Below are 19,207 nucleotides of genomic sequence, written 5' to 3'. Positions count from 1 at the left end.
TTAGCGGGAGGTGGACGCTAGTGAACCGTTTTCGTCACCCACTATTTTTTATCATCGTTGGTTTAGCCCTTTTAGGATTTGGATTTCAATTATTAGTAGAACCAGGGAAGTTGTTTACTCAACTTTTAACGTGGGGCATCATTATTGCGATAATTTTTCTTGTTTTTCGAGCTGTTATGCGTAGACGGACGAACAATGAATATTCGGCTTATGTGCGTGCAGCGAAGAAATCAAAGAGAAAATATAATCAACAATCAATAACATCAGTTAATCGAATACAAAAAGGGAAGAAACCTACTTCTACAATATCACATCGAAAGAAAAGAGATTCAACTCATCTTACAGTCATTGAAGGGAAGAAAAATAAAAAGAAAAACAGGGCCTTGTTTTAATAGGCCCATCTTTTAAAGAATCGTTCCGTTTTTTCCCTACCCAATTGAATCAGTTCAAGCTTCTTCTTTTCTGTTAAATTAAATTCCGTTGCAAAGGCATGTTCTACTGGTATAAAAATAATGTTTTGTTCGTGTCGAGAGGCAATGTGCCTTGCATCATGTGCTTCTTTCATCGTTTCAAATAAAGCTCCAAACATTTCAAATGCATTATCAATCTCATTTTTTGGCCTGTTCGCTGCGTTAGCACTTAGCTTAACGCCAAGCGCAGGTCGTTTTTTTCGTTCTTGGTCAAACAACCAAATCGGAAAATTACTCAGCACCCCACCATCTACTACTAAACTTGTGCCATTTTTCCCTTTTAGATGAACCGGTTCAAAGAAATAAGGAATACTACAGCTCATTCGAACGGCATGTGCCACCGAAAATTTGTTTGGATTAATTCCATATGATAGAAGGTCATCCGGAAGAACCATCATCCTCCCATTTGTTAAATCTGATGCAATGACACGTAAAGATTCTTGTGGCAAATCCCCGAACGTTTCAACACCTTTAGCTTTTAACTTTTCATGAAGCCAATTTTCAAGCTTTTGACCTTTATAAAGCCCCATCTTCCAATAGAGTTTCAACCATTTCATCATTTTTAGCGGGATGAAATTGCGCTCATCAAGAAAGTCTTTCAATTCGATATCTTCCATCATTTTTAACACTTCATTACTTGAATAACCTGCTGCGATAAATGCAGCGATAATCGATCCTGCACTCGTACCAGCAACGCGAACAAATTGAAACCCATGCTCTTCAATAACTTGATAAGCACCAATGAGAGCAAACCCTTTAATTCCACCACCGGAAAAAACACCGTCAATTCTCATTTTCCCCTCTCCCCTACAGTAATACCCATTATTCAGCATATATTTCTACATTAGAGATTGTGACATTTTTTCCTTCTGTATTCATCTTATAATGAGTGATGCAATCTATTTGAAAATGTTTCAGCTCTCTTATTCCAGTGAACAAATAAGTAATGTACCTCCACGCCCTAAGACAATAAGAAACATACATGATTTTACACTCACACCCCGGACATGAAAATTTATTCTCCCCGGAGTTTTTTCTTTCTACCATCTACCTATCATGATAGATCATTGGGCTCATAGGTAATTTTTATTTTCACAGAAAAAGCGCAAAGCGCAAGTCCTTAGGCGAAGGGCGCTGGAGGACCTGCGAGGAGGCTTCCGTCGCCACAGCAGGGCCGAAGCGACCCGAGCTGATGACGCTTGGAGCTAGACACCAAAAAAAACTGTAAAGAGAATATTTTAACACTTTATTGAACGTAACCTTTCTGTAACAATAAAAAAACAGCACACACTCGTGTACCGTTTAGTCGTTATTTTCATTTTTCTTTTGTATGTTTCTTAAAACGTCAACACGTTCCTTGCTTTCTTCAAAATACTGAACAACATCGCCAATTCGATCTATAGCGTTCCAGCTCAGGTGATGTTCAATTCCCTCAACATCATTGTAAATTTTGTCTTCGTCAACGCCGATAATACGTAAAAACTGTTCTAATAATTCATGCCGATCTACTAAACGTTTTCCAATTTTCTTCCCTTTTGCTGTTAAAACTAACCCTCGATATTTTTCATAAATTAAATATTCGTCTTTATCTAATTTTTGAACCATTTTTGTCACAGATGAAGGGTGAACCGATAATGCTTCGGCGATATCAGACACTCTTGCATAACCTTTATCTTCAATTAAAAGGTAAATTTGTTCAATATAATCTTCCATGCTTGGTGTTGGCATGTGATTTCCTCCAAACTTTCCAATCAAACGTACTTTTCCAAAATCATTACAAGTTTACACCACATTCCTTGAAATATCAAGGTACAGAAGACGAACCTATTAACCTACATCAAGTTGTATCATGTTAGATAGTGGAGATAAATGAAAAGCAGATAAAGAGAGAACGTCACTCTCTTCATCTGCCTATTTAGTTGATTGAATATTACAAACCACACTTCAATTGTGCACCACAGCTCGTACAAGTATTGCAACCACCGATTTCCTCAACGGTTCCTTCACGGCATACCGGACATGTATTTCCAACTTCATTTCCGAATGTTACATCGGTTGATCGAATATCTTGAACGGTGTTCATTAATACAACTTTTCCTTCGTTTTCTTTTGCTACGGTTTCTTCATAAGATTCTTCAAACGTGTTTTCTTCTGCTTTTAAACTTAATACTTGCGTGTCACGGCTTCCATCGACATAAACGGTTCCGCCCTTCGCACCACCTTTGTACAAGCGTTCATATACTTTTTTCACTTGTTCTACTGTATATCCTTTCGGTGCATTAACCGTTTTACTAATAGAACTATCAATCCAGCGTTGAATGACACATTGAACATCTGCATGAGCTTCTGGAGCAAGCTCCATTGCTGAAATAAACCAATGAGGAAGTTTATCTGAATTTGCCTCTGGATGTTCATTTAAGTATTCTTGGACGATATCTGCTTTAACTTCAATGAACTTTCCAAGTCGACCACTTCTGAAATACGAGAATGAGAAGTACGGCTCCAACCCTGTTGATACACCAACCATCGTTCCTGTACTACCAGTAGGGGCTACAGTTAATAAATGCGAGTTGCGAATTCCGTATTTTAATATTCCTTCACGAATATCCTCAGGCATTTTTTTCATATAGCCCGTTTCAATAAATGCTTGTCGTAATTTCTTCGTTTCTTCCTCCGTACTTCCTTGTAAGAATGGAAAGCTCCCTTTTTCTTTCGCTAAATCAATCGATGTACGATAGGCAGTTGTAGCAATGGTCTCAAATACTTTGTCAATGAGTTCGTTTCCTTCTTTTGAACCGTATTCTGTCTCACAATAAATTAGTAAGTCGTGTAAGCCCATTACACCTAAACCAACACGTCGTTCTCCTAACGCTTGTTTTTTGTTTTCTTCTAAGAAATAAGGTGTAGAGTCAATGACATTATCTTGCATTCGTACACCTACTTCTACGGTCTTTCTTAATTTATCAAAGTCGACTGTTTTCTCATCTTTTTTCGCCATTTGCCCTAAGTTAACTGCAGCTAAATTACATACAGAGTACGGTGCAAGTGGTTGCTCTCCACATGGGTTCGTCGCCACAACTTTTTGTCCATAGGCCTTTGCATTCGTCATGTCATTAGCATTATCGATAAAGAAAATTCCTGGCTCAGCCGAATATGTGGCACATATATTAATTAAATTCCATAATTCACGTGCCTGAATTTTTCGGTACGTGCGAACTTTGTAGCCAAGCTTTTCCCATTCCCGAACATCTCCTACTTCGTGCCATTTCTCGTTATAGTCTTTCATGAAAGACTCATCATAACTTTCGATATCCGGAAAGCGAAGCTCATATTCTTTATCATTTTCAACTGCTTCCATAAACTCTTTCGTTAGGCAGACTGAAATATTTGCCCCTGTTAAAAATTCAGGATTATGAACGGAATATGTTCCACCGATTCGAAGCTTTAATTCTGCCTCTTGAACTGTTTGTTTTGTGAATCCGCCCATACCAGGAACATTTTTAAAATTGACAATTCCTTGGTACATATCACGTTCTTTCTCTGAAAGTGGTGTGAATTTCAGCTTATCTTCAGCTGCTTTTTTAATTCCTTCATCTTGTGTGTTTTCAATTAAATAGCGTAATATACGAGGGTTTTGCATTTTCGAGATGATGAATTCGATGATGTCAGGATGCCAATCTGCAAGCATAATCATTTGAGCCCCTCTACGAGAACCACCTTGTTCAACTAAGTGGGTAAGCTTCGCAATATCATCAAGCCATGAAACCGAACCAGAGGACTTTCCATTGACACCTTTTGCTAATGTATTACGCGGGCGAAGTGTTGACCCATTCGTGCCGACTCCACCTCCTCGGCTCATAATTTCCATCACTTGCTTTCGATGCTCAGAGATTCCTTCACGGGAGTCTTTCACAAATGGCATCACATAGCAGTTAAAATATGTAACATCTGTTCCTGCTCCAGCTCCATATAACACTCGACCAGCTGGAATAAAATTCAACTGCATAAGTTCTTCATAAAATTTAGTAAACCATTCGTTCTTCTTCTCTTCTGTTACTTCAACAGAAGCTAAACCTGTCGCATTTCGTTTTGCGATTTGCTCGTAATAGATTTCTAATGGTTTTTCAATCACATCTAAGGAACGAACGATAATCCCTGTTTCCATTTCACGTTCGTCATTTAATGTATGCCTAAACTCTTCTTCGACTTGAACAGAAGCTGTTTTATTTTCCCAATCTATGTCGACGATATACCCTAACCCTCTTGCAGGAAACTTCGGATCTTCTTTAATTGTTAAGACGACGAAATCACCAATTGATAGAGTAATCTTTTCTGTATCTTTAAATGCATAGCGATCCAGCATAACAAGGCGAGAAACACCTTTGTGCGTCATCTTCATATCTTCTGTAATCGGATGAACTTGAGGAAATAAGCGAATATCTTCATTTAATCTTGCTACATCTAGTTTCTTTTGCTCGTTTAGCTCAACTGACATATCGACAACTCCTTAAATAAACATCTTGATATAAGGTATCATAATTACGCTCTTAAATCAATATATAGTGTTATAGAACAAATGTTCTTAGTATATATTGTATTTTAGGTCAACTTTTCTGAAAAAGTCAAATGAATAACTTACTAAAAAACGAAGGAAACTAGAGGAAAAAAGAGGGTAAACGGTATAAATCGATTATTTTCAACAATTTCACCACTTGCGATTTTAGGAAAATAGTAGAACCTTTCCATTTCAATGTTTTTTATTTATTTACTGGCAGAAAATGATACCGTTTTACCAGATAGACGATGGTAATATTACAGCCTAAATAAAGAAACATACATGATTTTACACTCACACCCCGGACATGAAAATTTATTCTCCCCGGGTTTTCCTTTCTACCATCTACCTATCATGATCAATCATTCAGCTCATAGGTAATGTTTATTTTCACAGAAAAAGCGCAAGTCCTTAGACGAAGGGCATAGGAGGACCTGCGAGGAGGCTTCCGTCGCCACAGCAGGGCCGAAGCGACCCGAGCTGATAGCGCTTGGAGCTAGACACCCAAAAACTGTAAAGAGAATACTTTAACACTTTATTGAACGTAAACTTTCTGTAACAATAAAAAAAGTGTTAGAAAGTAAATAAAACTTTCTAACACTCTCATTTAACGTCTAAAATTCCATTCATCTGAACTGTATTTTTCTTTCGCAAGTTGTTCAACATATTCGTTTTGTTCAGGCGTTAACGTATAAGGATTCAATGTTATATTTAAACCTTTTTCAAACCCTTGTCGAAACGCTTCCCACGCTTCTTCCATTGTTACACGTTTAGGAGAAATTTCATTAATCGCTACTGCTTTATTTTTAAAATTACTCTGCAGCCTTTCTTTGACTCGTTCATTCGGGTATTTAAACAAACTGAATAACAAGTCTTCATCCAAATCTAATAGGATCGAACCGTGCTGTAAAATGACTCCTTTTTGACGAGTTTGTGCACTCCCTGCTACTTTTCTGCCTTCTACGACCAGTTCATACCAAGATGGCGCATCAAAACAGACAGAAGAACGAGGGTTTTTCAAACCTTGTTTTTCTTCTTCTGTTTTAGGGATGGCAAAGTAGGCATCTAATCCTAATAAACGAAATCCTTCTAAAATCCCTTCTGAGATAACACGATACGCTTCTGTAACGGTGCTAGGCATGTCTGGGTGATCTTCTGAAACAATGACACTATATGTCAATTCTTTATCATGGAGGACACCTCTTCCGCCAGTTGGGCGGCGCACGAACCCTAATCCAGCATTTTTAACCGCTTCCAAATCAATTTCCTTTTCAACCTTTTGAAAGTATCCGATTGACAAAGTAGCTGGAGCCCAACCATAAAAACGGACAGTAGGAGCAATTTTTCCTTCGCTATGCCATTCTAGTAACGCTTCATCAAGCGCCATATTATACGCTGGGGAACAGAACCCCGAATCAATATAATTCCAAATTTCTTTTTTTTCCATAACATTCCCTCTTTAATTTGCTTAATCTCGTATATAGTCTATCAAAACAGAGCATAATTGCAAAATAATTCTCCCCGTAAAAAGAATGACAATTTCTTCATTCATGATTATAATAGAATTTGTCAAATTCAATTGGAATCAATGAATTCATCGAAGTTTCCTTATTCATGGAGCCTAAGCTGTTGATTCCATCCAAGTCAACAATGTATATAATATTGTCACAAAGACATTTTTATTAACATAAAGGAGTGGTTACATCATGGAATGGATTTTAATTATTCTAGGGGCAATCATTGTCTATTCAATTATTTCTTACATCTATCAACGAAACATTATGAAAACGCTAACGGAAGAAGAATTTAAAGCAGGCTATCGAAAAGCTCAACTTATTGACGTACGCGAGCCAAATGAGTATGAAGGAGGACATATTTTAGGAGCTCGAAACATTCCTTTATCACAGCTTCGTCAACGCTATCAAGAAATTCGACCAGATAAACCAGTTTATTTATATTGCCAAAATACCGTTCGAAGTGGACGAGCTGCCCAAATGCTAAAACGAAAAGGATATAAAGAGCTTTACAACCTTCAAGGCGGATTCAAAAAATGGACAGGTAAGATTAAAAAAGGAAAGTAGTCTATTGATAGTTACAGGAAAGGACCAGCCATATAGCTGGTCCTTTTGTTATTATGCATTTTTCTCATATCGTAATACTGGTTTTCTTGCAGCAAGTGTCTCATCTAACCGTTTGATAACGGTCGTATGCGGTGCTTCTTGAACAATTTCAGGTGTTTCTTCTGCTTCTTTTGCAATTTGTATCATCGCATCAATAAATGCATCTAGCGTTTCTTTTGACTCGGTCTCCGTCGGTTCAATCATAATACACTCTTCCACATTTAATGGGAAATAGATAGTTGGTGGATGATAGCCAAAGTCCAACAAGCGCTTAGCAATATCTAATGTACGGACACCTAATTTTTTCTGACGCTTACCGGATAAAACAAATTCATGCTTACAATGGCGATCATACGGTAAGTCGAAATATGGTGCCAATTTTCTCATCATATAATTAGCATTTAAGACAGCGTATTCCGTGACTGCTTTCAAGCCATCTGGTCCCATAGAACGAATATAAGTATACGCACGTACGTTAATACCAAAGTTTCCATAGAACGGTTTTACACGGCCAATTGACTGTGGTCTATCGTAATCAAACATATAACGATTATCACGCTTTACAAGGACTGGCTTCGGCAAGTATGGAATTAAGTCTTCTTTCACTCCAACCGGACCTGATCCTGGTCCACCTCCTCCATGAGGACCTGTAAACGTTTTGTGCAAGTTTAAGTGGACGACATCAAAGCCCATATCACCTGGTCTTGCCTTACTTAAAACTGCGTTTAAATTGGCCCCATCATAATACAGTTTACCACCAGCTTCATGTACGATTTGAGCCATCTCTAAAATATATTCTTCAAAAAGTCCTAGCGTATTCGGATTCGTTAACATAAGAGCTGCTGTATCTTTCCCAACCACTCTTTTTAAATCTTCGAGATCAACGAGCCCATTCTCGTCTGATTTAACAGTAATTGTTTCAAATCCAGCTACGGTAGCTGATGCTGGATTTGTTCCGTGAGCGGAGTCTGGCACGATCACTTTTGTTCGATTCGTGTCGCCATTGGCTTCATGGTAGGCACGAATCATCATCAATCCTGTCCACTCTCCATGAGCTCCTGCTGCGGGCTGTAATGTTACTTCATCCATTCCTGTAATTTCTTTTAAATGTTCTTGTAAGTCATACATTAATTCCATAGCACCTTGAACGGTTTCTTCTGATTGTAGGGGATGAATGTGAGCAAACCCTGCAAGGCGAGCTACGTTTTCATTAATCTTAGGGTTATATTTCATCGTACAAGAACCTAAAGGATAAAAGCCGGAATCAACACCATGATTACGCTTGGAAAGAGCTGTATAGTGGCGCATAATATCTAGTTCTGATACTTCTGGCAATTCCGGCTCCTCTGTACGTATATATTCAGAAGGAATAAGCTCATCAACTGAGACTTCTGGTATATCTAATTCAGGTAAACTATATCCAACACGACCAGGTTTGCTAAGCTCAAAAATTAACGGTTGATCTGATTTATGCATGATGATCCCCCAATTCTTGTACAAGTGTATCAATTTCTTCTTTTGTGCGTAATTCCGTAACAGCAATCAACATATGATTTTCCAATTGTGGGTAATCACGACCTAAGTGGTAGCCGCCGATAATCCCTTTTTGTAAAAGAGCCTCATTCACCACATCGTAAGGCTTTGTTAATCGAACAACAAACTCGTTGAAGAACGGACCACTAAATGTGATTTCGATTCCTTTTTCAGCTAGCTTCGTTTTCGCATAATGAGCCTTTTGAATATTTTGCATCGCCATTTCTTTTACCCCTTGTTTTCCTAGGGCAGTCATGGCAACCGATGCAGCTAACGCATTCAAAGCCTGGTTTGAACAAATATTAGAAGTTGCTTTATCACGTCTAATATGTTGTTCACGCGCTTGAAGTGTTAGTACAAATCCTCGACGTCCATCTTCATCTACAGTTTGTCCGACTAAACGACCTGGAACTTTTCGCATCAGTTTTTTCGTGACAGCGAAATATCCACAATGCGGACCACCAAACGCAGTTGGAATTCCAAACGGCTGTGCGTCTCCTACAACAATATCGGCACCGAGCTTTCCTGGAGGCGTCAACACCCCTAGCGCTAACGGATTGGATGAAACGATAAACATACTCTTACCTGTATGAGCAATAGGTTCAATTTCTTTTAATGGCTCAATTTGCCCAAAAAAGTTTGGATATTGAACAACTACACACGCAACATCTTCCGTCATTAATTCTTTTAATTTTTCCTGATCGGTTACTCCATTTTTCAAAGGCGCTTCAATAACTTCTATATACTGCCCTTTTGCATAAGTGGTTAGAACCGCACGTGATTCAGGATGAACCGCTTCAGATACAATAATCTTCTTTTTCTTAGTTTGACCACATGCTAACATAGCTGCTTCTGCTAAAGCCGTTCCACCATCGTACATGGATGAGTTAGCAATATCCATTCCCGTTAGTTCGCATATCATCGTTTGGTACTCAAAAATAGCTTGAAGTTCACCTTGTGAAATTTCAGGCTGATATGGAGTATATGCCGTATAAAACTCAGAACGAGAAATGACGTGATCGACAATAATCGGCATATAATGATCATAAACACCGGCTCCTAAAAAGGATGCATTTGTTTTTAAATCTTTATTTTTAGCAGCTAACTTGGATAACTCCTTCATTAATTCTGTTTCAGATTTTGCCTTTTTAATGTTGTATTCTCCCTTGAATCGTACTTTCTCAGGAATATCTTCAAAAAGGTCGTCAACAGACTTTACGCCTATCGCTTCTAGCATCGCTTGTTTATCATCTTCAGTCATTGGTAAGTATCGATGTTTCATGTAAAAGCACCTCAATTCGTTAGTTTCTTGGACGCTTATAAAACGGAGTAGGAACGACTTTTGCTTTTAAACGTTTTTTGCGAATTTGGACTGTTAATTCTTGATCTAAGTTCGCAAAGTCTACTTTCACTAAAGCTAAACCTACATTTTTCTTCAACGTTGGAGACTGTGTTCCGGTTGTGATGACACCTATCTCTTCTTCACCTACAAATACAGGGTAACCATGTCGCGGAATACCTTTATCAATCATTTCGATGCCAACTAGTTTACGGGAAGGTCCATTTTCTTTTTGTTCCTTTAAAACTTCTTGCCCAATAAAGGCTACTTCTTTATCCACTTTAACCGCAAAGCCTATCCCAGCTTCAATAGGCGTAATATCTTTCGAAAGCTCCTGCCCATAAAGAGCAAGGTTCGCTTCAAAACGAAGGGTATCACGTGCTCCTAAACCACAAGGGAGTATCCCCTCCTCTTTCCCTTCTTCTAATATCATTTCCCACAACTGAATGGCATCATCTTTTTGACAATAGATTTCAAATCCATCTTCCCCTGTATAACCGGTACGAGATACGAGTGCAGGAACATTTCCAATCGCTACTTTATCTTTAAATTTGAAAAACTTGATTTCAGAAAGATCAATGTCCACTAATTTTTGCAGAACCTTTTGTGCTAACGGTCCTTGTAAAGCAAGCTGAGCCATATCCGATGATATATTCTCAATAGACACATCTCCCTCTTGATGCGAAATCATCCAATCATAATCTTTTTCAATGTTAGACGCGTTAACAACTAACAAATAATCGTTTGTATCTCGCATGTATACAAGTAAATCATCAACAGTGCCACCATTTTCATAACACATAGCTGTATATTGTGCACCACCGACAGATAGTTTTGACACATCATTTGTCACGATTTTTTGAAGATAGGCCAAACTATCTGAACCTTTTACAACAATCTCCCCCATATGGGAAACATCAAATAGACCTGCTTTCATACGAACTGCTTCATGCTCTTCTTTAATGGAAGAAAACTGAACCGGAAGCTCCCATCCACCAAAGTCAATCGTCTTAGCTCCATACTTTTCATAAATTTCAAATAACGGTGTGCGTTTCAATTCGGTCATTACTCATCCTCCTAGCTAAAATGTTCGTTTGGAAGAAAGAAAAAACCAGGACATAGATAAGTAACACGGTCCTTTATAACAAAAGAAACGTGTGTTTCCCATCTCTGTCCTGGTACCTGAAAGTTTGCCTTCAAGTGAAGGTTTTCCTCTTTGGTGGTTTGTTATGCACAAACTCTCTCCAGAGTCGCGTCAAACAAGAGTCTTTTTGCCTGAGAGATTCACATTTGTTTGCTCCTTCGGCGCTCCAATCACAGAGTCTCTCCCCTTGTTCTCATTCGCACATATTTTTTTGTTTAATGGTAAGAATAGAAAAAAAAGACAAATTCGACAAAACTATTATCAGAATAACACAGAAAGTTGTGCATTTTAATAAATTTCTTACTCATTTACATCCTACCACGTTCTAACCGAATGAGCAACGCACTTTTTTACTAACAAAAACACGATTACAAAATATAATGTTCGTGTTTTATATAGATTTTATAAGTTTTCTATGTATATTTCAACCCTACTTTAATAATTTAAGAACAATATTTTGTATAACACTTATTTTGAAAGGGCTGTCAAAAAATGAATGTTGAAATTCGAATGAATGAAGATTGGCAGAACGAATTCCTTCAAAAACTCAATTCAGATGGACCATGGACAAGCTTGGAACTCTACAAGCTTGCAAATGCGGCAACAATGCATTTATCCATTCCTAACTTTGAGGGCTTGGTTGCTCCTAAACACCTTGAGCATTTTACACCTCTCCCCCATCAATTGGAAGTAGCAGAACAAGTCGTTCAGCATATGAACGGAAAGGCGATTTTAGCAGATGAAGTTGGATTAGGAAAAACAATAGAAGCCGGACTTATTTTAAAAGAATACATGATCAGACAACTTGTCAAAAAAGTTCTTATCCTCGTCCCAGCATCCCTCGTTTCCCAGTGGGTGAAGGAATTGAATGAAAAGTTTTATATTCCAGCTGTAGAACAAAAGAAGAAATATGTTTGGGAACAATGCGATGTCGTTGTTTCTTCGATAGACACTGCAAAACGGACTCCACATCGGGAAATTATTTTAGAGCAGGATTATGACATGGTTATCATTGATGAAGCACATAAATTAAAAAATAGAAAAACGAAAAACTATGAATTTGCCCAGTCGATTAAAAAGAAGTTCTGCCTTTTACTAACTGCAACCCCTATCCAAAACCGTGTTGAAGAAATTTTTAATCTAGTTTCCCTTCTAAAACCTGGACATTTAGGTAGTGAGCAATATTTTTCAGAAGTGTTTTCTGCAAAAGGTCGTGTCGTAGAGCAAGATGAATACTTAAAAGAATTAATTAATAAGGTAATGATTCGAAACCGGAGAACGGATACCGGATTAGAATGGACAAAACGGCATGTCGAGAGTATTGTGATTGAGTTTTCCCCCAAAGAACAAGCCTTATATGATGCTTTAACAAATCTTAAATCGAATTCCTTGTTTCAAAACGCCTTCGCCATCATGACATTACAACGTGAAGCCTGTTCCAGCAGGGAAGCTGTTTACATGTCGATTAAAAAAATGCTTGAAAAGGAAGAAACACCTAGCCATATGTTAAAGCCGATCATCGACTTAATTAATGAGGTCGACCGCAATACAAAAGCGGAAAAAGCACTCGAGTTGATTAATCATATACAAGATAAAGTCATCATTTTTACTGAATATCGTGCAACTCAACTATATTTGCAATGGTTTTTAAAGCAACATGGCATTACATCTGTTCCATTTCGTGGTGGATTTAAAAGAGGAAAAAAAGATTGGATGAAGCAACTGTTTGAGCAGCATGCTCAAGTCCTCATCGCAACGGAAGCTGGTGGGGAAGGAATTAACCTACAATTTTGTCATCACATCATTAATTATGACCTACCGTGGAATCCGATGAGACTTGAACAACGAATCGGACGGATTCATCGACTAGGGCAAGAAAAAGATGTTTTCATCTACAATTTGGCTACAAAAAATACTGTTGAAGAACACATTTTAAAGCTTCTAATCGAGAAGATTCAGCTATTTGAGCGTGTAGTGGGTGAACTTGATCATATTTTAACAAATTTGGATATTGGAAATATTGAAGAACACATTCGAGACATCATCGCTACGTCACGTTCTGATGGAGAAATCAAAATTAAAATGGAGAACTTGTCTTCTATTGTGAATTATGGCTATCAAATGAAGCAACAAGATGCTTAAAATGGAGTGATTTGATGCAACAAATTGAAATTAAAAATTATTTAAAACGATTTTTCCAAGCAAATGAGTGTCATATTTTAGAAGATGGAACTGGATATTTTACCGTTCAATTGAGTGTGGAAATGGATAAAGCCTTAATGAATCGCCCCTTCTACTGGCATTATCTTGAAAAAACTGGCGGGGAACCGCAACCAATGAAGCTTTCATTTATTACAAACCCTGCCATCACTCCACCTCATATCCAAGGGGAACAGATTCATTTCGGTTCTCCCCGTCTGCTTCAAATCTTCCAAACAGCTCAAAAAGTTGGAGGCTTTATTCGATTATATGAAAATTGTCAAGTTACACACGGACAGCTCCCGCTTCATCCCTGGATTGGTGTTAACGTTACCGTCTCTTATGTATGCGATAAAAAAAAGGACTTCTTACACTCCATTGGCATTCACTTGATAAGTGGAACAATCGTTGAGAATTTTCAAGAAAAGTTAGATTCGCTTCCTTTAACTCCGAAAATTCCTGATTACTGCTTTACAATGTCACCTGTAATTAAACCGAAAAGTGGGTTAAACAGAATCGAACAATACGTTATCGATCTCATATCAAAAGAAAATCATTCATGGGGAAATGATGCAGTTCAACGAATGAATCGTGACCTGATGTTATTGAACCATTTTTATGAATCGGAAGAAGAAAAGCCAGATTTATATTTTTCTGAACGGGAAGCAATTCGAACACTTTACAAGCCATATATCGACATACACATCCACAGTGGAGGTATATTTTTCCTATCCCCTAAAAACATATGGGTGAAATAAGGACAAATGTCACATAAAATCGATAAAAATCAAAATTCCATCGACATAATTACACATTTTCCTCCTCAATCGCTTGGTATAATCAATTAAGGAGTTAAGTAATTCATTCAGAAAAGGGCAAACTTGTTGAAAAGCAAGGACGCAAAGCCTCAGATCTAAGGTTGATAACGCTAAGATGGCTGGGCTACCTGAAATACATACAAATATGTATTTTAGGAGGGGCGAATAATGGAAATTGCAACATTGAGACCGGACTTAGATAAAGAATGGTTTGAACTAATTAAGGAAGCAAAATCAATTGGCTTGACTCCAGAGGATATTAAACAGTTTTTACACCCGGCAAATGAAAAAGAATAATCCGCTAATCAGAAGAGATTTACTTTTTTTACCACAATACTGATTTCTCATGTATTTTGTGCTATAATAAGCACAGTTGTGCTATAAATCGCACGGAAGGTGAGAAAAGATGATTGGTGAACGAATTAAAAAATTAAGAACAGAAAGAGGTTTATCTTTATCTGAGTTAGCTGATAAAGCGGGTGTTGCGAAGTCTTATTTAAGCTCTATCGAAAGACAAATTCAAAAAAACCCCTCTGTTCAATTCCTTGAGAAAATTTCTAGTGTTTTAGACGTACCGGTAAATGATCTATTAAGACAACAAACTAGCAATATTGATGACCTTGAATTAGATTCAGATTGGACACAATTAGTCGTTGAAGCAATGAATTCAGGCGTGTCTAAAGAAGAGTTTAAAAAATTCCTTGAATATAATAAATGGAAAATGAACCAAAATCGCTAAACGGGAACACTTCTTAACAATAGGAAGTGTTTTTTATATACGAAACATAATTTGTGGTTCAACAACAAAGTCCGAATGACTTGAATACATATTATGAAGTACATTGTTTATAACGTATAGGTTTAGCGCCTTACAACCTGTCAAATCTTTCAAGCAAATAGGACATATCCACTTCTCCTCTTTACTTGCGCTAAATGAAGGTCGATAACATTTCGTACATATCTTTTTGTACATAATTCCTCCTCGAACGTTCTTAATTAAGAACGGTTGTGCAAAAAAATCACCTTTCTTTCCGTTTCCATTTCAACACTAAGATACCTATAACTAAGAGGCTAATACCTACTAAAAATGTGTGAGCTGTATTCGTTGCTGTGTTAGGTAATTCATTCCCTATTGGTAGATTATTTGAGGCAGCGATAACAGATTCAGATTGAAATTCAGCATAAAATGACCATTCAATCACACACCCAAGACCTTGAAAATCATTTCCTAATGTTGTAGGCACAATCACTTTTATCATGAGTCTCTCAGAATCATTTACAGCCAATGAACGTGGTTCAAACAGTTTTAAATCTAGTATCTTCCCGTTGAATATCAATCGATCCTCCAATTTGATTTCAACAAAAAGTTCATTAAAAAACTTTCTAGACCCTTGAATCATTTCAGCATTTGTATGATAATGAATCGATTGGGATCCTGCATTAGAAATAATAAGTTCTTTCGTCACTGTATCTCCCGGCTTTAAGTTTGTTGCTGCAACTTGAAAGATTTCAGGAGAAAGAATTAAATCCACTTCTTCTCCATCACCATATGCCTGGCTTGCAGGCAAAATAATAAATAGTACAACAACAAGCAGTAGTATTTTTACCGGTCTATTCATAGAACTCTCCTTTATCAAAACGTAATGGAAGAGAAGACGGGTTATACCCGCCTTCCAAAACGATTAATTTTGTGTTTGACTACCATTTTCCGTATTAATATCGTCTCCGTCTTTGAATTCCGTTCCGTCAAATTGCGAAGCAATGAATTCAAAATTAACACTCATTTTATCATTCATAAACCGGTTATCCGCTTTCGAATTAAACGTTAGTGTAATGGTGACTGGATCAGAGTCTGGATTCGGTAAAACTGGCAAACTTTTATCTCTAGTACCATCTGTTATGTCACCGCTCGCTTGTCTAAAACGTTTTAAGGTATCGTTATATAAAACATTTCCTGCTGCATCCGTAATGTGTACGTGAATTTGTTTAGCAAAGTCATCAGCATTATTCAATGCGCCTAAATCGGCATCCCCATTTATGTTTTCTCCTCCGTCTACAAACCCATCATAGTTGGCTTTTACCACGACATCTTTAATCGATAATGTTCCATTGTTTTTCACTCGAATGGTTTCCGAAATGCTATCCCCAGGTTTTAAATTTTTTAAATCACTCGTAAAAATGCCACTTTGAAGATCGGTTTTTCCATCTTTCTCTTTAAGTACGAGATCTAATATTCCCGCTTGATACGTTTCAGTAGCAGCTTCCGTATCACTAAAGACGGCCCATGTTCCTCCTCCTACAAGAGATAACCCCAATGCAGCAGATACAACACCCATGCTCAATTTCTTTTTCATCCCCATTTGTTTTCCTCCTCAATTTTCATCCCTCTTGTTTACGAGGTATGTAGTCGTTTATATTGAAAGCCAATGGCTTGCAACCAATTGTTAAAGTGAGGCTTTATTATCAGAATGTGTTTTACCATCAATTTCTTTTAGCACTTGCCATATCGTAAAAGCTGCATAAATTAAAAGCAAAATTCCTGGAATCAATAGGAGTAGCCCCGTTCCTATTTTGCTGCTCGCAAAAGATAATAAAAATCCTGCATACGGAATCGTTAAACCTGTGTATATTGCCACTATATTGTCCGCTAATACCGGAGTGGGATCAGCATCTTCCACATTGTCCCCTTTTGTTACATAGCTCGTAGCAGTTCCCGTTTTCAATTCCTCTATGATCCGATGTGTGACTAAATTTTGTTCATCTTTTCGAAATGTAATAATATCCCCAACTTGAAGGGCTTCATTCTGTAACACTTTTTTAACTACAATTAGCGAACCAGTCTCGAAAGTAGGCTCCATAGAGCCTGAGAGGACCGTTTTCAATTGATACCCGAATAGCTGAGGTTCTCCCCCTGAGACTCTTGTTGAAATTACACTAATTGTTAGAACAAGTATTAGCCCAAACAAGACTCCAAACAGCAAGTTTCTCACGAACTTAATGACCTTCTGTGCTTGAGTCTTCCTTATCATTTTCAACATTTGTCTCCTCCTTTATATCTTCTATTGGTTCTATCGGTTCTGACTGTATCTCTTCAACATTTCCTTCCACTATTGGAGGTATCTTATCGTTCTTTAATGGATCGTTTTCATTTTCACTCTGTTCGTTTGTTTCTTTTCCTTCCTCCTTTTCGTTTATCTCTTCTATCTCGATTTGCATTTTAGTCTGATCAGTAGTTGGTGGATTAGCATCCAAAGACTTCAATTCTTGCTTTTCTGTAGAATCTTCAATAGAAGTACCATTCGAAGACTCTATCGTAACCGTTAATTGTTCACTCCACAGTTCACCTTTTCCAGGGTGTTCTGGTCGTTGGTACGCTTTAAATATGTAGTTTCCTTCTCCTCTTATCGCGTCAGCAACAATCGTAAATGTTTCACCCGCTTTGAGTGCTGGAATTTCCCCTTCTTCAACTAGTTGCCCATTTTTCGGATTTCCTTTTGAAATATAGAACAATTCATATTTAGTCGTTCCCCTCATGTCTTCTGAATTCTGACCATTTTGAATAACCGCTTGAATCTTCTTCTCTTCAAAAGCTTCACTGGTGAACGAAAGTGAACTTTTATCCCAAATTGTTTGTTCTTCATTACACCCTATAGTTGGGTCATAGTTTGCGCATATTGATATAGTGTTTGACGTTCGTTCAATATCAATGAAATATGCATTCGTACCACTAACTTGGTAACTTCCAAACATCAACAGTAAATACACAATGGAGAAAAGTTGTACGCTAACGATAAGTATTCGATTCTTCCCCTTATATTTTCGCGTTCTTTTAAACCGAATCGTCATCCCCTCCTCCACTTGCATCTGTTCTTTTTAGCGAACTAATAATATGAGTATATGGCATATTTTACAGAATGAAAAATACGAAAATTCTCCATTTTTTCATTATAAAGAACGATTTCCGTTCGTTATCAAGAAATATCTCCTTTTTACTAATAATTTCGTATTTTATAACGCCCTACTTGTTCTTTATAATGAATAACAACATCTAATGAAGGAGTGGGTGATGCTAGGTGATCAAATTCGTTATAAACGGCTGCAAATGGAATTAACCCTTACCGAAATCTCCCACCGTTCTGGAATATCAAAGTCTTATTTAAGTTCCATTGAACGAAACATTCAACAAAATCCATCTTTAATAATCCTTCAAAGAATTTGCTCTGCTCTAGACTTGGATCTCTTTTCGCTTCTAAATGAATCACCTAATTATTCAGTTTTAAAACTAAAGGGGGAAAATATATTGAATGAAGGAAATGAAGCTATTACAGTGGACAAGGAGTGGGTTCAATTAATAGCAGAAGCAAAGATTGTAGGATTAACATTAGATGAAGTACAACAATTCCTAATTCAACAATCCTTAAAAAAAGACGTATAAACTTCCTTTATTATGTTCATGTTACGTTGTAGGACGGTGATCATGTTGAAAGTCTTATTGCTTGTTTTGATTCTGGCTTTTACTCAGATAAACATTCCTTTCGGTCATTTCATAGGCTATGGAGAAGCTTACGAGATAAGCGAAACAGAAACAGCCTTAAGGAACGAAATCCCTAAATACTACCCTCTCGCACAAATCCAATTTATTCAAAAGGTGTGGGATAAAAAAGAAGACAACCAGACCCTTCAACATTATGTTGTCACCATTAGTGATTCAGGTAAACAAAAGCAACTTAATGCAACCGTTATCATAAATAAAAAAGGGGAAATATCACGCATACAAATTTTGAAATCACCATAAATCATTGACGTAAAAAAGAGGTGCTAAATATACATTCGCACCTCTTCCCTTTACTTATTCTTTTTTTTCACAGACATTCCAATAGCGTACGGTAATATCCCAAACCACCGAAAGAGCAGTGGGCTTTTTTCAGTTTTTTTCTTCTTTTTCATTTGTTTCCGTTCAGCTTTTGGTGTATCCATATACTTCACGACTTGTTCTGTCATAAATTTAAGATAGTCATTTGTAGACACT

At 37.4% G+C, this 19,207-nt stretch carries 20 protein-coding genes and 2 riboswitches; of the genes, 8 read left to right on the top strand and 12 right to left on the bottom strand.

All coding sequences use genetic code 11. From position 1 onward, the window contains the following. The first annotated feature begins 20 nt into the window (after positions 1-20). Positions 21-392 carry an SA1362 family protein gene (locus tag ML543_RS06680; protein WP_243386365.1) on the top strand — a complete coding sequence of 124 codons (372 nt, stop codon included), beginning with the start codon at positions 21-23 and terminating at the stop codon, positions 390-392. Here ML543_RS06680 and ML543_RS06675 read toward each other — a convergent pair. The 4 genes from ML543_RS06675 to ML543_RS06660 all read right to left on the bottom strand — a co-directional run bounded on the left by ML543_RS06675 (position 389) and on the right by ML543_RS06660 (position 6,472). Next, complete coding sequence (locus ML543_RS06675) at positions 389-1,264, bottom strand: patatin-like phospholipase family protein (protein ID WP_243386364.1); 876 nt, start codon at positions 1,262-1,264, stop codon at positions 389-391. The two genes, ML543_RS06680 and ML543_RS06675, sit on opposite strands and share 4 nt — an antisense overlap. A gap of 508 nt (positions 1,265-1,772) precedes the next feature. After that, on the bottom strand, positions 1,773-2,198 hold the full coding sequence (gene mntR / locus ML543_RS06670; RefSeq protein WP_243386363.1) for a transcriptional regulator MntR: 426 nt from the start codon (positions 2,196-2,198) through the stop codon (positions 1,773-1,775). A 202-nt stretch (positions 2,199-2,400) separates the two neighbouring features. After that, on the bottom strand, positions 2,401-4,965 hold the full coding sequence (locus ML543_RS06665) for a vitamin B12-dependent ribonucleotide reductase (protein WP_243386362.1): 2,565 nt from the start codon (positions 4,963-4,965) through the stop codon (positions 2,401-2,403). A gap of 667 nt (positions 4,966-5,632) precedes the next feature. Then, positions 5,633-6,472 (bottom strand): lipoate--protein ligase family protein, encoded by an 840-nt coding sequence (locus ML543_RS06660; RefSeq protein ID WP_243386361.1) that lies wholly within the window; start codon positions 6,470-6,472, stop codon positions 5,633-5,635. Positions 6,473-6,731: 259 nt separating this feature from the next. Between ML543_RS06660 and ML543_RS06655 the strand changes: the two genes are divergently transcribed. Further along, complete coding sequence (locus tag ML543_RS06655) at positions 6,732-7,106, top strand: rhodanese-like domain-containing protein (protein ID WP_243386360.1); 375 nt, start codon at positions 6,732-6,734, stop codon at positions 7,104-7,106. Positions 7,107-7,157: 51 nt separating this feature from the next. Here ML543_RS06655 and gcvPB read toward each other — a convergent pair whose 3' ends face one another. The 3 genes from gcvPB to gcvT are packed head-to-tail and all read right to left on the bottom strand — an operon-like array spanning position 7,158 to position 11,083. After that, entirely contained in the window at positions 7,158-8,621 is a 1,464-nt protein-coding gene (gcvPB, locus tag ML543_RS06650) for an aminomethyl-transferring glycine dehydrogenase subunit GcvPB (protein WP_243386359.1), read from the bottom strand. Beyond that, the gene (gene gcvPA, locus ML543_RS06645) at positions 8,614-9,960 is read right to left on the bottom strand and encodes an aminomethyl-transferring glycine dehydrogenase subunit GcvPA (RefSeq protein WP_243386358.1); all 1,347 of its coding nucleotides are present in this window, start codon (positions 9,958-9,960) and stop codon (positions 8,614-8,616) included. Before gcvPA ends, gcvPB begins: the two co-directional genes overlap by 8 nt. Before the next feature lie 19 nt (positions 9,961-9,979). Then, the gene (gcvT, locus tag ML543_RS06640) at positions 9,980-11,083 is read right to left on the bottom strand and encodes a glycine cleavage system aminomethyltransferase GcvT (RefSeq protein ID WP_243386357.1); all 1,104 of its coding nucleotides are present in this window, start codon (positions 11,081-11,083) and stop codon (positions 9,980-9,982) included. A 187-nt stretch (positions 11,084-11,270) separates the two neighbouring features. Next, positions 11,271-11,358, bottom strand: a riboswitch (glycine riboswitch). A gap of 295 nt (positions 11,359-11,653) precedes the next feature. Between gcvT and ML543_RS06635 the strand changes: the two genes are divergently transcribed. From ML543_RS06635 to ML543_RS06620, 4 genes are all read left to right on the top strand, one after another. Further along, positions 11,654-13,303 (top strand): DEAD/DEAH box helicase, encoded by a 1,650-nt coding sequence (locus ML543_RS06635; protein ID WP_243386356.1) that lies wholly within the window; start codon positions 11,654-11,656, stop codon positions 13,301-13,303. Between the two features lie 14 nt (positions 13,304-13,317). Then, on the top strand, positions 13,318-14,118 hold the full coding sequence (locus tag ML543_RS06630; protein ID WP_243386355.1) for a YqhG family protein: 801 nt from the start codon (positions 13,318-13,320) through the stop codon (positions 14,116-14,118). A gap of 106 nt (positions 14,119-14,224) precedes the next feature. Beyond that, a riboswitch (cyclic di-GMP riboswitch) is annotated at positions 14,225-14,310 on the top strand. Positions 14,311-14,346: 36 nt separating this feature from the next. After that, on the top strand, positions 14,347-14,475 hold the full coding sequence (locus ML543_RS06625) for an anti-repressor SinI family protein (RefSeq protein ID WP_279326571.1): 129 nt from the start codon (positions 14,347-14,349) through the stop codon (positions 14,473-14,475). A 109-nt stretch (positions 14,476-14,584) separates the two neighbouring features. Then, on the top strand, positions 14,585-14,917 hold the full coding sequence (locus ML543_RS06620) for a helix-turn-helix domain-containing protein (protein ID WP_243386354.1): 333 nt from the start codon (positions 14,585-14,587) through the stop codon (positions 14,915-14,917). A gap of 280 nt (positions 14,918-15,197) precedes the next feature. Here the strand turns inward: ML543_RS06620 and ML543_RS06615 are convergent, their stop codons facing one another. The 4 genes from ML543_RS06615 to tapA all read right to left on the bottom strand — a co-directional run bounded on the left by ML543_RS06615 (position 15,198) and on the right by tapA (position 18,024). Then, entirely contained in the window at positions 15,198-15,797 is a 600-nt protein-coding gene (locus ML543_RS06615) for an LPXTG cell wall anchor domain-containing protein (RefSeq protein WP_243386353.1), read from the bottom strand. 63 nt (positions 15,798-15,860) lie between these two features. Beyond that, on the bottom strand, positions 15,861-16,538 hold the full coding sequence (locus ML543_RS06610) for a TasA family protein (protein WP_243386352.1): 678 nt from the start codon (positions 16,536-16,538) through the stop codon (positions 15,861-15,863). A gap of 84 nt (positions 16,539-16,622) precedes the next feature. After that, positions 16,623-17,207, bottom strand: coding sequence for a signal peptidase I SipW (sipW, locus tag ML543_RS06605; protein WP_243386553.1), 585 nt, complete (start codon positions 17,205-17,207; stop codon positions 16,623-16,625). Next, positions 17,173-18,024 (bottom strand): amyloid fiber anchoring/assembly protein TapA, encoded by an 852-nt coding sequence (tapA, locus tag ML543_RS06600; RefSeq protein WP_243386351.1) that lies wholly within the window; start codon positions 18,022-18,024, stop codon positions 17,173-17,175. Before tapA ends, sipW begins: the two co-directional genes overlap by 35 nt. A gap of 220 nt (positions 18,025-18,244) precedes the next feature. Between tapA and ML543_RS06595 the strand changes: the two genes are divergently transcribed. Together ML543_RS06595 and ML543_RS06590 are read left to right on the top strand one after the other, a co-directional pair. Next, a complete protein-coding gene (locus ML543_RS06595) occupies positions 18,245-18,613 on the top strand; it encodes a helix-turn-helix domain-containing protein (RefSeq protein WP_243386350.1) in 369 nt (122 codons plus the stop codon). Positions 18,614-18,655: 42 nt separating this feature from the next. Further along, positions 18,656-18,973 carry a DUF3889 domain-containing protein gene (locus ML543_RS06590; RefSeq protein ID WP_243386349.1) on the top strand — a complete coding sequence of 106 codons (318 nt, stop codon included), beginning with the start codon at positions 18,656-18,658 and terminating at the stop codon, positions 18,971-18,973. 50 nt (positions 18,974-19,023) lie between these two features. Here the strand turns inward: ML543_RS06590 and ML543_RS06585 are convergent, their stop codons facing one another. Further along, positions 19,024-19,206: a YqzE family protein gene (locus ML543_RS06585; RefSeq protein ID WP_243386348.1), complete on the bottom strand. Its 183-nt coding sequence runs from the start codon at positions 19,204-19,206 to the stop codon at positions 19,024-19,026. Position 19,207: the final 1 nt, after the last annotated feature.

The sequence above is a fragment of the Bacillus kexueae genome, from assembly GCF_022809095.1.
In the GTDB taxonomy this organism is placed as follows: domain Bacteria; phylum Bacillota; class Bacilli; order Bacillales; family Aeribacillaceae; genus Bacillus_BZ; species Bacillus_BZ kexueae.
The sequence above is the reverse complement of the archived record's forward strand: the minus strand, read 5'-3'. Positions and strand labels throughout refer to the sequence as shown.

Coding starts and splice junctions, on each gene's coding strand:
- ML543_RS06675 (WP_243386364.1), bottom strand. CDS start 1,264: ATGAGAATTGACGGTGTTTTTTCCGGTGGTGGAATTAAAGGGTTTGCT.
- mntR (WP_243386363.1), bottom strand. CDS start 2,198: ATGCCAACACCAAGCATGGAAGATTATATTGAACAAATTTACCTTTTA.
- ML543_RS06665 (WP_243386362.1), bottom strand. CDS start 4,965: ATGTCAGTTGAGCTAAACGAGCAAAAGAAACTAGATGTAGCAAGATTA.
- ML543_RS06660 (WP_243386361.1), bottom strand. CDS start 6,472: ATGGAAAAAAAAGAAATTTGGAATTATATTGATTCGGGGTTCTGTTCC.
- ML543_RS06655 (WP_243386360.1), top strand. CDS start 6,732: ATGGAATGGATTTTAATTATTCTAGGGGCAATCATTGTCTATTCAATT.
- gcvPB (WP_243386359.1), bottom strand. CDS start 8,621: ATGCATAAATCAGATCAACCGTTAATTTTTGAGCTTAGCAAACCTGGT.
- gcvPA (WP_243386358.1), bottom strand. CDS start 9,960: ATGAAACATCGATACTTACCAATGACTGAAGATGATAAACAAGCGATG.
- gcvT (WP_243386357.1), bottom strand. CDS start 11,083: ATGACCGAATTGAAACGCACACCGTTATTTGAAATTTATGAAAAGTAT.
- ML543_RS06635 (WP_243386356.1), top strand. CDS start 11,654: ATGAATGTTGAAATTCGAATGAATGAAGATTGGCAGAACGAATTCCTT.
- ML543_RS06630 (WP_243386355.1), top strand. CDS start 13,318: ATGCAACAAATTGAAATTAAAAATTATTTAAAACGATTTTTCCAAGCA.
- ML543_RS06625 (WP_279326571.1), top strand. CDS start 14,347: ATGGAAATTGCAACATTGAGACCGGACTTAGATAAAGAATGGTTTGAA.
- ML543_RS06620 (WP_243386354.1), top strand. CDS start 14,585: ATGATTGGTGAACGAATTAAAAAATTAAGAACAGAAAGAGGTTTATCT.
- ML543_RS06615 (WP_243386353.1), bottom strand. CDS start 15,797: ATGAATAGACCGGTAAAAATACTACTGCTTGTTGTTGTACTATTTATT.
- ML543_RS06610 (WP_243386352.1), bottom strand. CDS start 16,538: ATGGGGATGAAAAAGAAATTGAGCATGGGTGTTGTATCTGCTGCATTG.
- sipW (WP_243386553.1), bottom strand. CDS start 17,207: ATGATAAGGAAGACTCAAGCACAGAAGGTCATTAAGTTCGTGAGAAAC.
- tapA (WP_243386351.1), bottom strand. CDS start 18,024: ATGACGATTCGGTTTAAAAGAACGCGAAAATATAAGGGGAAGAATCGA.
- ML543_RS06595 (WP_243386350.1), top strand. CDS start 18,245: ATGCTAGGTGATCAAATTCGTTATAAACGGCTGCAAATGGAATTAACC.
- ML543_RS06590 (WP_243386349.1), top strand. CDS start 18,656: ATGTTGAAAGTCTTATTGCTTGTTTTGATTCTGGCTTTTACTCAGATA.